The organism is Escherichia sp. MR (assembly GCF_005280595.1).
Taxonomy (GTDB): domain Bacteria; phylum Pseudomonadota; class Gammaproteobacteria; order Enterobacterales; family Enterobacteriaceae; genus Escherichia; species Escherichia ruysiae.
In genome coordinates this window covers 1-13,882 of the sequence record NZ_SZVK01000047.1, presented here as the reverse complement: position 1 = coordinate 13,882, position 13,882 = coordinate 1, and the positions used below count along the sequence as shown (strand labels likewise).

General features: G+C 51.3%; 12 protein-coding genes. 9 read left to right on the top strand and 3 right to left on the bottom strand.

The window, feature by feature from the left end:
* Nucleotides 1-23 precede the first annotated feature (23 nt).
* A complete protein-coding gene (gene hemA / locus FC814_RS17560; protein WP_010346781.1) occupies nucleotides 24-1,280 on the bottom strand; it encodes a glutamyl-tRNA reductase in 1,257 nt (418 codons plus the stop codon).
* A 213-nt stretch (nucleotides 1,281-1,493) separates the two neighbouring features.
* Between hemA and lolB the strand changes: the two genes are divergently transcribed.
* The 4 genes from lolB (at nucleotide 1,494) to dauA (ending at nucleotide 5,870) form a co-directional block, all read left to right on the top strand.
* A complete protein-coding gene (gene lolB, locus FC814_RS17555; RefSeq protein ID WP_001130680.1) occupies nucleotides 1,494-2,117 on the top strand; it encodes a lipoprotein insertase outer membrane protein LolB in 624 nt (207 codons plus the stop codon).
* Nucleotides 2,117-2,968: a 4-(cytidine 5'-diphospho)-2-C-methyl-D-erythritol kinase gene (gene ispE, locus FC814_RS17550; RefSeq protein WP_137326241.1), complete on the top strand. Its 852-nt coding sequence runs from the start codon at nucleotides 2,117-2,119 to the stop codon at nucleotides 2,966-2,968. Before lolB ends, ispE begins: the two co-directional genes overlap by 1 nt.
* A 150-nt stretch (nucleotides 2,969-3,118) precedes the next feature.
* Nucleotides 3,119-4,066, top strand: a complete 948-nt coding sequence (gene prs / locus FC814_RS17545) for a ribose-phosphate diphosphokinase (protein WP_001298109.1) — start codon at nucleotides 3,119-3,121, stop codon at nucleotides 4,064-4,066.
* Between the two features lie 124 nt (nucleotides 4,067-4,190).
* Complete coding sequence (gene dauA, locus FC814_RS17540) at nucleotides 4,191-5,870, top strand: C4-dicarboxylic acid transporter DauA (RefSeq protein ID WP_071995177.1); 1,680 nt, start codon at nucleotides 4,191-4,193, stop codon at nucleotides 5,868-5,870.
* 59 nt (nucleotides 5,871-5,929) lie between these two features.
* Here dauA and ychH read toward each other — a convergent pair whose 3' ends face one another.
* Nucleotides 5,930-6,208 carry a stress-induced protein YchH gene (gene ychH / locus FC814_RS17535; RefSeq protein WP_000823884.1) on the bottom strand — a complete coding sequence of 93 codons (279 nt, stop codon included), beginning with the start codon at nucleotides 6,206-6,208 and terminating at the stop codon, nucleotides 5,930-5,932.
* 276 nt (nucleotides 6,209-6,484) lie between these two features.
* On the opposite strand from ychH, the gene pth reads away from it, so the two are divergent.
* Together pth and ychF are read left to right on the top strand one after the other, a co-directional pair.
* Nucleotides 6,485-7,069, top strand: coding sequence for an aminoacyl-tRNA hydrolase (pth, locus tag FC814_RS17530; RefSeq protein ID WP_000152933.1), 585 nt, complete (start codon nucleotides 6,485-6,487; stop codon nucleotides 7,067-7,069).
* 116 nt (nucleotides 7,070-7,185) lie between these two features.
* Entirely contained in the window at nucleotides 7,186-8,277 is a 1,092-nt protein-coding gene (gene ychF, locus FC814_RS17525) for a redox-regulated ATPase YchF (protein ID WP_137326240.1), read from the top strand.
* A 91-nt stretch (nucleotides 8,278-8,368) separates the two neighbouring features.
* Here ychF and dhaR read toward each other — a convergent pair whose 3' ends face one another.
* A complete protein-coding gene (gene dhaR / locus FC814_RS17520) occupies nucleotides 8,369-10,288 on the bottom strand; it encodes a dihydroxyacetone kinase operon transcriptional regulator DhaR (protein ID WP_137326239.1) in 1,920 nt (639 codons plus the stop codon).
* A 226-nt stretch (nucleotides 10,289-10,514) separates the two neighbouring features.
* Between dhaR and dhaK the strand changes: the two genes are divergently transcribed.
* From dhaK to dhaM, 3 genes are read left to right on the top strand one after another with little or no spacing between them, the layout of a single operon-like run.
* On the top strand, nucleotides 10,515-11,585 hold the full coding sequence (gene dhaK / locus FC814_RS17515; protein ID WP_024212695.1) for a dihydroxyacetone kinase subunit DhaK: 1,071 nt from the start codon (nucleotides 10,515-10,517) through the stop codon (nucleotides 11,583-11,585).
* 10 nt (nucleotides 11,586-11,595) lie between these two features.
* Nucleotides 11,596-12,228: a dihydroxyacetone kinase subunit DhaL gene (gene dhaL, locus FC814_RS17510; protein ID WP_032225542.1), complete on the top strand. Its 633-nt coding sequence runs from the start codon at nucleotides 11,596-11,598 to the stop codon at nucleotides 12,226-12,228.
* Between the two features lie 10 nt (nucleotides 12,229-12,238).
* Nucleotides 12,239-13,657, top strand: coding sequence for a dihydroxyacetone kinase phosphoryl donor subunit DhaM (gene dhaM, locus FC814_RS17505; protein WP_024212517.1), 1,419 nt, complete (start codon nucleotides 12,239-12,241; stop codon nucleotides 13,655-13,657).
* Nucleotides 13,658-13,882: the final 225 nt, after the last annotated feature.

The window sequence follows — 13,882 nt, the reverse complement described above, 5'->3', positions numbered from 1 at the left end:
GTAAAAAAGAAAATGATGTACTGCTACTCCAGCCCGAGGCTGTCGCGCAGAATATTCAGGCGTTCGTTATCCCCGTCACGGGCAGCCTGTTGAAGTGATTTCGTTGGCGCATGGATCAGGCGGTTAGTCAGTTTCCATGCCAGATCCTGCATAATGGCTTGCGCGTCGCCGCCCTGTTCAAGGGCTGCTAACGCTTTGGCGGTTAACTCATCGCGAACCTGCTCTGCCTGACTGCGATAATCGCGAATAGTTTCGCTGGCGCTTTGTGCGCGCAGCCACGCCATAAATTCGCTGGTTTCCTGAGCGACGATAGTTTCCGCTTCAACTGCGGCGGCTTTACGCTGCGCCAGGTTATGCGAAATGATGCTTTGCAGATCGTCAACGCTATAAAGGTAGGCATTCGCCAGTTTTCCGACTTCCGGTTCGACATCGCGCGGAACGGCAATATCCACCAACAGCATCGGTTGGTTGCGACGGCTTTTTAATGCGCGCTCCACCATACCTTTACCGATAATCGGTAACGGGCTTGCAGTGGAACTAATGATGATATCGGCTTCGCGCAGACGTTCGTCGATATCGCTCAATGCAATCACTTCTGCGCCGACTTCATCTGCCAGGATTTGGGCTCGTTCGCGAGTACGATTGGCGATAATCATCTTCTGCACTTTGTGTTCGCGCAGATGACGCGCCACCAGTTCGATGGTTTCGCCCGCACCAACCAGCAATACCGTCACCGTAGAAAGCGATTCAAAGATCTGCCGCGCCAGCGTACAAGCCGCAAAAGCGACAGACACAGCACTGGCGCCAATATCCGTTTCAGTGCGAACGCGCTTCGCTACAGAGAAAGATTTCTGGAACATGCGTTCCAGTTCGCTGGCCTTCATATGGCCTTTTTGCGAATCGGCAAACGCTTTTTTAACCTGACCGAGGATCTGCGGCTCCCCCAGAACCAGTGAATCCAGGCCACTGGCAACACGCATTAAATGGCTAACCGCGTCGTTATCCTGATGCCAGTAGAGGCTATTACGCAGATCTTCTTCGTTGAGATTGTGGTAATCGCACAACCAGCGAATGAGCGCCTCTTGCAGGTTATCCTGCTCTTCAACGCTAAGATAAAGTTCTGTGCGGTTACACGTCGACAGCACCACGCCGCCCTGCACCATCGGCTGCGCGAGCAGGCTGTCAAGCGCCTGATCGAGCTTGTCCGGCGAAAACGATACACGTTCTCGTAGCGATACAGGTGCCGTTTTATGGTTAATACCGAGTGCTAAAAGGGTCATGTCTGCGGGAAATAATACCAACGTTGATATGGTTAGTCTGCTCGCATCATACAGGATGCGTGAGATCAATAAAAGAGAGCGCCCCCTTTTGGAGTAATTGCCAAAAGCCGTTAGATTCTGGCAAGTAAGACAACTTGAACATAGACGATAGCGGACGGTAACGCTAGCATTAAGGGTTATAACTGCAACGTATCTCAAGGACTTGTCATTATCATGCCCCTGCCCGATTTTCGCTTTATCCGCCTGCTACCGCTGGCTGCCCTCGTGCTCACTGCCTGTTCCGTTACCACACCAAAAGGCCCCGGCAAAAGCCCGGACTCCCCGCAGTGGCGTCAGCATCAGCAAGAGGTTCGTAACCTCAACCAGTATCAGACACGCGGTGCATTTGCGTATATTTCTGACCAGCAGAAAGTGTATGCCCGCTTCTTCTGGCAGCAAACTGGCCAGGATCGCTACCGTCTGCTGCTGACCAACCCATTGGGAAGCACCGAACTGGAGCTGAATGCTCAGCCGGGTAACGTGCAGCTGGTAGATAACAAAGGTCAGCGTTACACCGCCGATGACGCCGAAGAGATGATTGGCAAATTGACAGGGATGCCGATTCCGCTCAACAGTTTGCGCCAGTGGATTTTAGGTTTGCCTGGTGATGCAACCGACTACAAACTGGACGACCAGTACCGCCTGAGCGAAATCACCTACAGCCAGAACGGCAAAAACTGGAAAGTCGTATACGGTGGTTATGACACCAAAACGCAACCTGCGATGCCAGCCAATATGGAACTCACCGACGGTGGTCAGCGCATCAAGTTAAAAATGGATAACTGGATAGTGAAATAATGCGGACACAGTGGCCCTCTCCGGCAAAACTTAATCTGTTCTTATACATTACCGGTCAGCGAGCGGACGGTTACCACACGCTGCAAACGCTGTTTCAGTTTCTTGATTACGGCGACACCATCAGCATTGAACTTCGTGACGATGGGGATATTCGTCTGTTAACGCCCGTTGAAGGCGTGGAGCACGAAGATAACCTGATCGTTCGCGCAGCACGGTTGTTGATGAAAACAGCGGCAGACAGCGGGCGTCTTCCGGCGGGGAGCGGTGCAAATATCAGCATTGACAAGAGTTTGCCGATGGGCGGCGGCCTGGGCGGTGGTTCATCGAATGCCGCGACTGTGCTGGTGGCGTTAAATCATCTCTGGCAATGCGGGCTAAGTATTGATGAACTGGCGGAACTGGGTCTGACGTTGGGCGCAGATGTTCCTGTCTTTGTACGCGGTCATGCCGCGTTTGCTGAAGGGGTTGGCGAAATATTAACGCCAGTGAATCCACCGGAGAAATGGTATCTGGTGGCACACCCTGGTGTAAGTATTCCGACACCGGTGATTTTTAAAGATCCTGAACTCCCACGCAACACGCCGAAAAGGTCAATTGATACGTTGCTAAAATGTGAATTCGGTAATGATTGCGAGGTTATCGCAAGAAAACGTTTTCGCGAGGTTGATGCGGTGCTTTCCTGGCTGTTAGAATACGCCCCGTCGCGCCTGACTGGGACAGGAGCCTGTGTCTTTGCTGAATTTGATACAGAGTCTGAAGCCCGCCAGGTGCTAGAGCAAGCCCCGGAATGGCTCAATGGCTTTGTGGCGAAAGGTGTTAATCTTTCCCCATTGCACAGAGCCATGCTTTAAGCCGGGCAAGCTGAGTTTCGGTGACAACGTCACCTTGTTCCAGACGTTGCATCGCGCTCTTTAATACACCGCCTGGAAAGAATATTGCCTGGCCCGCACAGTTTTCGGCAGATTCTTTCCACCAATGGACGCATGCCTGAGGTTCTTCTCGTGCCTGATATGAAGCTTTTTGCTGGTAACGCCACCCCGGAACTAGCACAACGTATTGCCAACCGCCTGTACACTTCACTCGGCGACGCCGCTGTAGGTCGCTTTAGCGACGGCGAAGTCAGTGTACAAATCAATGAAAATGTACGCGGTGGTGATATTTTCATCATCCAGTCCACTTGTGCCCCTACTAACGACAACCTGATGGAATTAGTCGTGATGGTTGATGCCCTGCGTCGTGCTTCCGCAGGTCGTATCACCGCTGTTATCCCCTACTTTGGCTATGCGCGCCAGGACCGTCGCGTCCGTTCCGCTCGTGTGCCAATCACTGCGAAAGTGGTTGCAGACTTCCTCTCCAGCGTCGGTGTTGACCGTGTGCTGACAGTGGATCTGCACGCTGAACAGATTCAGGGTTTCTTCGACGTTCCGGTTGATAACGTATTTGGTAGCCCGATCCTGCTGGAAGACATGCTGCAGCTGAATCTGGATAACCCGATTGTGGTTTCTCCGGACATCGGCGGCGTTGTGCGTGCCCGCGCTATCGCTAAGCTGCTGAACGATACCGATATGGCAATCATCGATAAACGTCGTCCGCGTGCGAACGTTTCCCAGGTGATGCATATCATCGGTGACGTTGCAGGTCGTGACTGCGTACTGGTCGATGATATGATCGACACTGGCGGTACGCTGTGTAAAGCTGCTGAAGCTCTGAAAGAACGTGGTGCTAAACGTGTATTTGCGTACGCGACTCACCCGATCTTCTCTGGCAACGCGGCGAACAACCTGCGTAACTCTGTAATTGATGAAGTCGTTGTCTGCGATACTATTCCGCTGAGCGATGAAATCAAATCACTGCCGAACGTGCGTACTCTGACTCTGTCAGGTATGCTGGCCGAAGCGATTCGTCGTATCAGCAACGAAGAATCGATCTCTGCTATGTTCGAACATTAATCGAACCCGGCTCAAAGACCCGCTGCGGCGGGTTTTTTTGTCTGTAATATCCATTTGTATGACCTATGCCTCCTTCACCTGCCATTTAGTTGACAGATGATGCGCTCACGGATGAAACATTATTGTGAACAAAATATTCTCCTCACATGTGATGCCTTTCCGCGCTCTGATCGACGCTTGCTGGAAAGAAAAATACACTGCCGCACGGTTTACCCGTGACCTGATTGCCGGGATTACCGTCGGGATTATTGCTATTCCGCTGGCGATGGCGTTGGCAATTGGTAGTGGCGTGGCTCCACAGTACGGTTTATATACCGCTGCTGTTGCAGGGATTGTCATTGCTCTGACGGGGGGGTCGCGTTTTAGCGTTTCCGGTCCAACTGCGGCATTTGTGGTAATTCTCTATCCCGTTTCGCAACAGTTTGGACTGGCAGGCCTGCTGGTTGCGACGTTGTTGTCCGGGATCTTTTTGATCCTGATGGGGCTGGCGCGCTTCGGGCGCCTGATTGAGTATATCCCGGTTTCCGTTACCTTAGGCTTCACTTCGGGTATCGGGATCACCATCGGTACGATGCAGATTAAAGATTTTCTCGGTCTGCAAATGGCACATGTCCCGGAACATTATCTGCAAAAAGTCGGCGCATTATTTATGGCGCTGCCCACCATTAATGTGGGTGATGCTGCCATTGGCATTGTGACGCTTGGCATTCTGGTTTTCTGGCCGCGTCTGGGCATTCGTTTACCTGGTCATCTTCCGGCCTTGCTGGCTGGTTGTGCGGTGATGGGCATTGTTAACCTGCTCGGTGGACATGTTGCTACCATCGGCTCGCAATTCCACTACGTTCTGGCCGATGGTTCCCAGGGTAATGGTATTCCGCAACTGCTGCCGCAACTGGTACTGCCGTGGGATCTCCCCGATTCAGAATTCACACTAACCTGGGATTCTATTCGCACACTGCTGCCTGCGGCATTCTCAATGGCAATGCTCGGCGCAATCGAATCTCTGCTCTGCGCGGTGGTACTGGATGGCATGACCGGGACGAAACACAAGGCGAACAGCGAACTGGTCGGTCAGGGGCTGGGGAATATCATCGCTCCGTTCTTTGGTGGTATTACCGCTACAGCTGCCATCGCGCGTTCTGCCGCTAACGTCCGTGCCGGTGCAACTTCCCCTATCTCGGCGGTGATCCACTCTATTCTGGTTATTCTCGCTCTGCTGGTACTGGCACCGCTGCTCTCCTGGCTGCCGCTTTCCGCCATGGCTGCCCTGCTATTGATGGTGGCGTGGAACATGAGTGAAGCACACAAAGTGGTCGACTTGCTGCGCCATGCGCCGAAAGATGACATCATCGTCATGCTGCTTTGCATGTCGCTGACCGTGCTGTTTGATATGGTTATTGCCATCAGTGTGGGTATCGTACTGGCATCGCTGCTGTTTATGCGCCGTATCGCCCGTATGACTCGTCTGGCACCCGTGGCGGTAGATGTTCCTGAGGATGTACTGGTTCTGCGCGTTATTGGTCCGCTGTTTTTCGCTGCGGCTGAAGGCTTATTCACCGATCTTGAATCACGTCTGGAAGGCAAACGAATTGTTATTCTGAAGTGGGATGCAGTTCCGGTTCTTGATGCCGGTGGCCTTGATGCGTTCCAGCGTTTTGTGAAGCGCCTGCCTGAAGGATGTGAACTGCGGGTGTGTAATGTGGAGTTCCAGCCACTGCGCACCATGGCTCGTTCTGGTATTCAACCGATCCCTGGACGCCTGGCATTCTTCCCGAATCGCAGCGCAGCAATGGCTGATCTGTAAGAAAGGCATTAAATTGACCAGTCAGCACAAACTGACTGGTCAGCAAACTGCATTATGCGTTAGCTATGGCGACGATTATCGTTACGGCGGCAACGTTTGTCATAATGACGAACCCACCAGTAACGGTCGCACACCTGTTCATGCCCGCCAACACGGGCACCCGCCAGCCAGAGAATGGCACCGACGAAAATACTCAGCACTGCACCATGTGCGAAATACTGGGGCATATTAAACTGTGGTAACTGGTTGAGGATTGAATACCCCACGCCGACCACCATGACCACCAGACCCAACCCCATGAGCACGTTACCGAGTAACGAAGCGTTTTTGCGTTTCATGTGTCACCTCCGGAACTTTCTGGGTTGTAACAGGGAATCCCCCTCTTCCTTATGTGTAAAGTATAGACAACACCCTGTAGGTTATGTGCGGGCGTGATCACAATTACAACCCTTATTTCAACAAAACTTTACAAATAAACGCCTGAACATCCTGACTTTCTAATAGTTCGCAGAGGCAATTATTATGTTGTCTGCGTATAAGGTGCTGTTTTTTGTCAAGCGAGGCCACAACCAGTAAACTACGCGCCAGTTATGCACTCACTCAGGACAAAAAACGTGACGATTAAATTGATTGTCGGCCTGGCGAACCCCGGCGCTGAATACGCCGCAACGCGACACAATGCTGGCGCCTGGTTCGTTGACTTACTGGCGGAGCGTTTGCGCGCTCCCTTGCGCGAAGAAGCTAAATTCTTTGGTTATACCTCGCGAGTTACCCTTGGAGGCGAAGATGTCCGCCTGTTAGTCCCGACCACATTTATGAATCTCAGCGGCAAAGCCGTCGCGGCGATGGCCAGTTTTTTCCGCATTAATCCGGACGAAATTCTGGTCGCCCACGACGAGCTGGATCTGCCCCCTGGCGTCGCCAAATTTAAGTTGGGCGGCGGTCATGGTGGTCACAATGGACTGAAAGACATCATCAGTAAATTGGGTAATAACCCTAACTTTCACCGTTTACGCATTGGAATCGGTCATCCGGGCGATAAAAACAAAGTTGTCGGGTTTGTGTTAGGCAAACCTCCTGTTAGTGAACAGAAGTTAATTGATGAAGCCATCGACGAAGCGGCACGTTGTACTGAAATGTGGTTTACAGATGGCTTGACCAAAGCAACGAACCGATTGCACGCCTTTAAAGCGCAATAAGTCGTTGTCTGCGGCATTTTTGCCGCGTGCCGTGTATAATAGGCAGAGTTATTTCCATTTCTACAATCTGTTTACGATAACAGGTTGATTATTAAGATATTAAGGTGATTTAAATCATGGGATTCAAATGCGGTATCGTCGGTTTGCCCAACGTCGGGAAATCTACCCTGTTCAACGCGCTGACCAAAGCCGGTATTGAAGCGGCCAACTTTCCATTCTGCACCATCGAGCCGAACACAGGCGTTGTGCCAATGCCCGATCCGCGTCTGGATCAACTGGCTGAAATCGTAAAACCGCAGCGTACGCTTCCCACGACCATGGAGTTTGTCGATATCGCTGGCCTGGTAAAAGGCGCGTCGAAAGGCGAAGGTCTGGGTAACCAGTTCCTGACCAACATCCGTGAAACCGAAGCGATCGGTCACGTTGTTCGCTGCTTTGAAAATGACAACATCATTCACGTTTCCGGCAAAGTTAACCCGGCAGACGATATTGACGTTATCAATACCGAGCTTGCTCTGGCGGATCTCGACACCTGTGAACGTGCAATTCACCGGGTACAGAAAAAAGCCAAAGGTGGCGATAAAGACGCGAAAGCCGAGCTGGCGGTACTGGAAAAATGCCTGTCACAACTTGAAAACGCAGGTATGCTGCGCGCGCTGGATTTAAGCGCAGAAGAAAAAGCTGCTATTCGTTACCTGAGCTTCCTGACGCTGAAACCGACAATGTACATCGCCAACGTCAACGAAGACGGTTTTGAAAACAACCCGTATCTTGACCAGGTGCGTGAAATCGCGGCGAAAGAAGGTTCTGTTGTCGTTCCGGTTTGTGCTGCTGTTGAAGCAGACATTGCCGAACTGGACGACGAAGAACGTGACGAGTTTATGCAGGAACTGGGACTGGAAGAGCCGGGTCTGAACCGTGTGATCCGTGCCGGTTATAAACTGCTGAACCTGCAAACTTACTTCACCGCCGGGGTGAAAGAAGTGCGTGCATGGACCATTCCGGTTGGTGCAACCGCGCCGCAGGCTGCTGGCAAAATCCACACCGATTTTGAAAAAGGCTTTATCCGTGCACAAACCATCGCGTTTGAAGATTTCATCACTTACAAAGGTGAACAAGGCGCGAAAGAAGCAGGCAAAATGCGTGCAGAAGGTAAAGATTACATCGTTAAAGATGGCGATGTGATGAACTTCCTGTTTAACGTTTAATACGTTACTACCAGTACTGAAGTCTCCGTACTGGCGCAAAAAATCAGCCATTATGTGTGGATGCACATAATGGCTTTTTTGTTTTTGTCGATCATCCCCGACGCTTAAACTGACCTGCATCAATGCCATATTGTTTCATTTTTCGCCAAAGCGTGGTGCGACCAATTCCAAGTAACGCCGACATTTCCAGAATACGCCCACCTGTCACCTGGGCGGCGTTAATAATCGCTTCTTTTTCGACTTCCGCAAATGACAGACTGGTGGAAAGACGCGTGGCGCTGATATCTTCTGTCGCCTGTTCGGTAAACAGATGCTCAGGCAAATCACTGACGTGAATGCGTCCGTTGTCGCTGCTCAGGGCAAGGTTCTCAATGACGCTATACAGTTCAAAATCATTACCGGGCCATGCGCAGGAGACCAAACGAGCAAGCGCATCGTCATCAATCTTCAGGCGAGTTGAGAAGCGTTTTTCGAGATTACGCAATTTGTTATTCACCAGCGCCGGAATACTGCCGCGCCGCATACGCAGAGGCGGGATGGTAATTTCAAATGCATGGAGCGCGTAATAAAGCTGGCGACTAAAGCGATTTTGTTCCACCAGCATTGCCAGATCTGCGGTCGTCGTGGCAATCACTTTGACATCAATCGGGATTAAACGCCGCGCATCCAACCGCGTGATAACGCCCTGCTTGATGACCTGAAGCAATGCTGACTGTAACTCCACCGCCAGATACTCAATCTTTTCGAGAAACAGCGTGCCGCCGTGTGCCAGTTCCAGACGACTCAAACGACCATTTTTATTCTCCGTGCGATCGCCGCCAATAAACTCCTCCACCAGCGTCGCATCACCATATAATTCGCAATTGACGGCGATATAGGGACCTGCAGCGCGTTCGCTTTCATTATGAATCGCCTGACTTAACAGAGCCTTACCAACGCCTTCTTCTCCACAAAGTAACACCGGAAAACTGCTGCGCGCCGCCTGACGACCAAAATGAATCAAGCGACGGGTTTGCGGATCATCCTGTGGCATATGAGCAAAAGTATGACTAACTTTGCCTAATTGACTGGTCATCAATTGCCGCATCTGCTCCACCGGATGCAGCAGCAGAATAAAGCTGGTTCCCTGGGGTTCAATTATCGGTTTAAGGGTAATGACCGCATCAATAAACTGGTGCTGACTTTCAAAGGTCGCTTCCACATGTTTGAGCGGATGTGCCTGTTTTATTGCCTGTTGCAGCACGGCAGGTAACGTTAACAGTTCCGTGATTGCTCTTCCCTGGCTGGCCGTTGCGTCCAGACGCAAAACACGCGCCGCCTGAGCATTAATAAATTGCAGATTACCCTGCTCGTCCCAGCTAATCACGCCATCATCCATACTTTCTAACAGAGCGTTACGTTGATTTAAATGCCGATTAGTTTCAGCCAGCAAACTGTCCGTTAGCAGTAAGTTTCCCACCTCGCGAGCAATTGCCAGCGTCAACGGCAAATCGGCTGCTGTCGATTGTTCCGCTGGACACGCCAGGGCTATCGTCCCGGTCAATCGCCCCTTGCTGTCAAACAGCGGCGTTGCACAAAATGCCCATTTCCAGAACGCCTGTTTAAAATGTTGATCGGCTATCGTTTTCACCGCCTGACCAGAGATAGCCGCTAACGATAGCGCACAAGTACCGATGATTCCTTCGGCGCAATAAGTGCCGTCATTAAATCCCAACGCACTAAGCTGCTCCATAGTCTGCGGATCACCATAACGGCTAAGGATGCAGGCAGTTTCATCGAGAATAAGCAAAACGCACGCTCGTGGCGCCATATATTCCAGGGCATCTTCCAGCGCCGCCTGCCCGAGTGTCAGCATCGCCTTTTTACGCCGACAGATGGTAGCAAATGTCACGCCCTGGGCCTGGTGCGGTACGCTCCACGACTCCCGTTTCATCAGTTTGCGGCATCGCTCCCAGGATGCTGCAATCCAGGGGGCGTTAGCCTGGTCATCGTTGTGAAAACCGCCTCTCATATTCCGCTCACTTCTGGCAAAAGGTGTTCTGACTCGCAATTTTAAGTATCAGGGCATTCTTATGTTCCATAATGGAACATTTATTAAAACATATGTTTCAGCATGAAACATAATTTGTATGAATTTTCTTTTCCCAAGTCTGATGCACAATGGATTCATCGGCAGTCAGTGGTCGCCGTGTCGTTGAACATCATCCATGCCCTACGATAATTGCTGGAGCAAGATAATGAAAAAATTGATCAATGATGTGCAAGACGTACTGAACGAACAACTGGCAGGGCTGGCGAAAGCGCATCCTTCGCTGACATTGCATCAGGATCCGCTGTACGTCACACGAGCTGATGCACCGGTTGCCGGAAAAGTCGCCCTGCTGTCAGGCGGCGGCAGCGGACACGAACCAATGCACTGCGGTTATATCGGTCAGGGGATGCTTTCGGGGGCGTGTCCGGGCGAAATTTTCACTTCACCTACCCCCGATAAAATCTTTGAATGCGCCATGCAGATTGATGGCGGCGAAGGCGTACTGCTGATCATCAAAAATTACACCGGCGATATTCTTAACTTCGAAACAGCAACAGAATTACTCCATGACAGCGGCGTAAAAGTGACCACGGTGGTCATTGATGACGACGTCGCGGTGAAAGACAGTCTTTATACCGCCGGGCGGCGCGGTGTTGCCAATACGGTGTTAATAGAAAAACTTGTGGGTGCGGCGGCAGAACGTGGCGACTCACTGGATGCCTGTGCGGAACTGGGGCGTAAGCTGAATAATCAGGGTCACTCAATTGGTATCGCTCTCGGTGCCTGTACCGTTCCAGCCGCTGGCAAACCCTCATTTACGCTGGCAGATAATGAGATGGAGTTTGGCGTCGGCATTCATGGCGAGCCGGGTATCGATCGTCGCCCCTTCTCTTCCCTTGATCAAACCGTCGATGAAATGTTCGACACGCTGCTGGAAAATGGCACATACCATCGCACACTGCGCTTCTGGAATTATCAACAAGGAAACTGGCAGGAAGAGATTCAAACCAAACAGCAGCTACAGTCTGGCGATCGGGTGATTGCGCTGGTCAACAATCTTGGCGCCACACCACTTTCTGAGCTTTACGGCGTCTATAACCGTCTGACTACGCGTTGTCAGCAAGCGGGGCTGACTATCGAACGCAATTTAATTGGTGCGTATTGCACTTCACTGGATATGACCGGTTTTTCCATCACCTTACTGAAAGTTGATGACGAAATGTTGGCGTTATGGGATGCCCCAGTCCACACCCCGGCGCTGAACTGGGGTAAATAAGGAGATAACGATGTCACTGAGCAGAACTCAAATTGTTAACTGGCTTACTCGCTGTGGAGAAATCTTCAGCAAAGAGAGCGATTATCTTACCGGGCTGGATCGTGAAATTGGCGACGCTGACCACGGGCTAAATATGAATCGAGGATTTAGCAAAGTGGTGGAAAAACTACCCGCCATTGAGGACAAGGATATTGGTTTCATCCTCAAAAATACCGGTATGACACTGCTTTCCAGCGTCGGTGGAGCCAGTGGTCCGCTATTCGGTACATTCTTTATTCGCGCCGCGCAGGCGACTCAGGCGCGTCAGAGCCTGACGCTGGAAGAGCTTTATCAGATGTTTCGCGATGGTGTGGACGGCGTAATCAGTCGGGGGAAAGCCGAACCTGGCGATAAAACCATGTGCGATGTCTGGGAACCAGTGGTTGAGTCGTTACGCCAGTCCAGCGAGCAAAATCTCTCTGTTCCGGCTGCGCTCGACGCAGCCAGCAGTGTCGCTGAATCCGCTGCACAAAGCACGATTACGATGCAAGCTCGCAAAGGCCGTGCCAGTTATCTCGGCGAACGCAGTATTGGTCACCAGGATCCTGGCGCGACCTCCGTGATGTTTATGATGCAAATGCTGGCGTTAGCCGCGAAAGAGTAAGGAATTGGTGATGGTAAACCTGGTCATAGTTTCACATAGCGCCCGGCTGGGTGAAGGTGTCGGTGAATTAGCCCGTCAGATGTTAATGAGCGATAGTTGTAAAATCGCCATTGCCGCTGGGATTGATGACCCGCAAAATCCCATTGGTACTGATGCCGTCAAAGTGATGGAAGCCATCGAATCCGTTGCTGATGCCGACCATGTGCTGGTTATGATGGACATGGGGAGCGCGTTATTGAGTGCAGAAACCGCTCTGGAATTGCTGGCGCCAGAGATCGCCGCAAAAGTACGTTTGTGCGCAGCGCCATTGGTCGAAGGAACTCTGGCGGCAACAGTTAGCGCGGCATCAGGTGCCGATATCGACAAAGTTATTTATGATGCTATGTCTGCGCTGGAAGCCAAACGCGAACAACTGGGTTTACCGTCATCCGCCAGTGAGATATCTGACACATGCCCGCCGCACGATGAAGAAGCCCGTTCCCTGGCTGTGGTGATTAAAAACCGTAACGGCCTCCACGTGCGCCCGGCCTCTCGACTGGTCTATACCTTATCGGTATTTAATGCAGACATGTTACTGGAGAAAAACGGCAAATGCGTCACGCCGGAAAGTATTAACCAGATTGCGCTATTACAAGTCCGCTATAACGATACTCTGCGCCTAATTGTGAAAGGGCCAGAAGCTGAAGAGGCGCTGGCCGCTTTCCGCCAGTTGGCTGAAGATAACTTTGGTGAAACAGAAGATATTACGCCGCCAACGCTGCACCAGGTTAATCCTGTTACGGGGAAAGCCTTTTATTATCAACCCGTTTTATGCGCCGTACAGGCGAAATCAGTCCTTACGGTGGAACAAGAACAGGAACGATTACGCCAGGCAATTGATTTTACGTTGTTAGACCTGATGACGTTAACGGCAAAGGCAGAAGCAAGCGGGCTTAACGATATCGCCGCGATCTTTTCCGGTCACCATACTCTGTTAGACGATCCTGAACTGCTGGCAGCAGCAAGCGAACTTCTTCTGCATGAACATTGCACCGCAGAGTATGCCTGGCAGCAGGTTCTTAAAGAACTTAGCCAGCAATATCAACAGATTGATGATGAATATCTGCAGGCGCGCTATATCGATGTGGATGATCTTCTGCATCGCACCCTGCTCCATCTGACACAGACAAAAGAAGAACTACCGCAATTTAGCGCACCAACCATTTTGCTGGCAGAGAACATTTACCCCTCCACCGTGCTGCAACTGGATCCGACGGTCGTTAAAGGCATCTGCCTTAGTGCCGGAAGTCCGGTATCCCATAGCGCCTTAATTGCCCGTGAACTGGGTATTGGCTGGGTTTGCTTACAGGGTGAAAAACTGTACGCGGTACAACCTGAAGAGACGTTAACTCTGGACGTTAAAACACAACGTTTTAGCCATGATGGCTAAACCAGTGTCCGGATGGCGTCGTTACGATGCCATCCGGGAAAGCCTTACGCTATTAGCCAGCGTACTGACCATGTTGTAAATCCTGTACTACTTTGTTCATTTTCGCTTCATTCAACAGATAAAACTTAATAGAAATTGCAGTCAGGAAGGGCTTTGTTGAATAAATCGAACTTTTGCTGAGTTGAAGGATCAGATCACGTATCTTCCCGACAACGCAGACCGTTC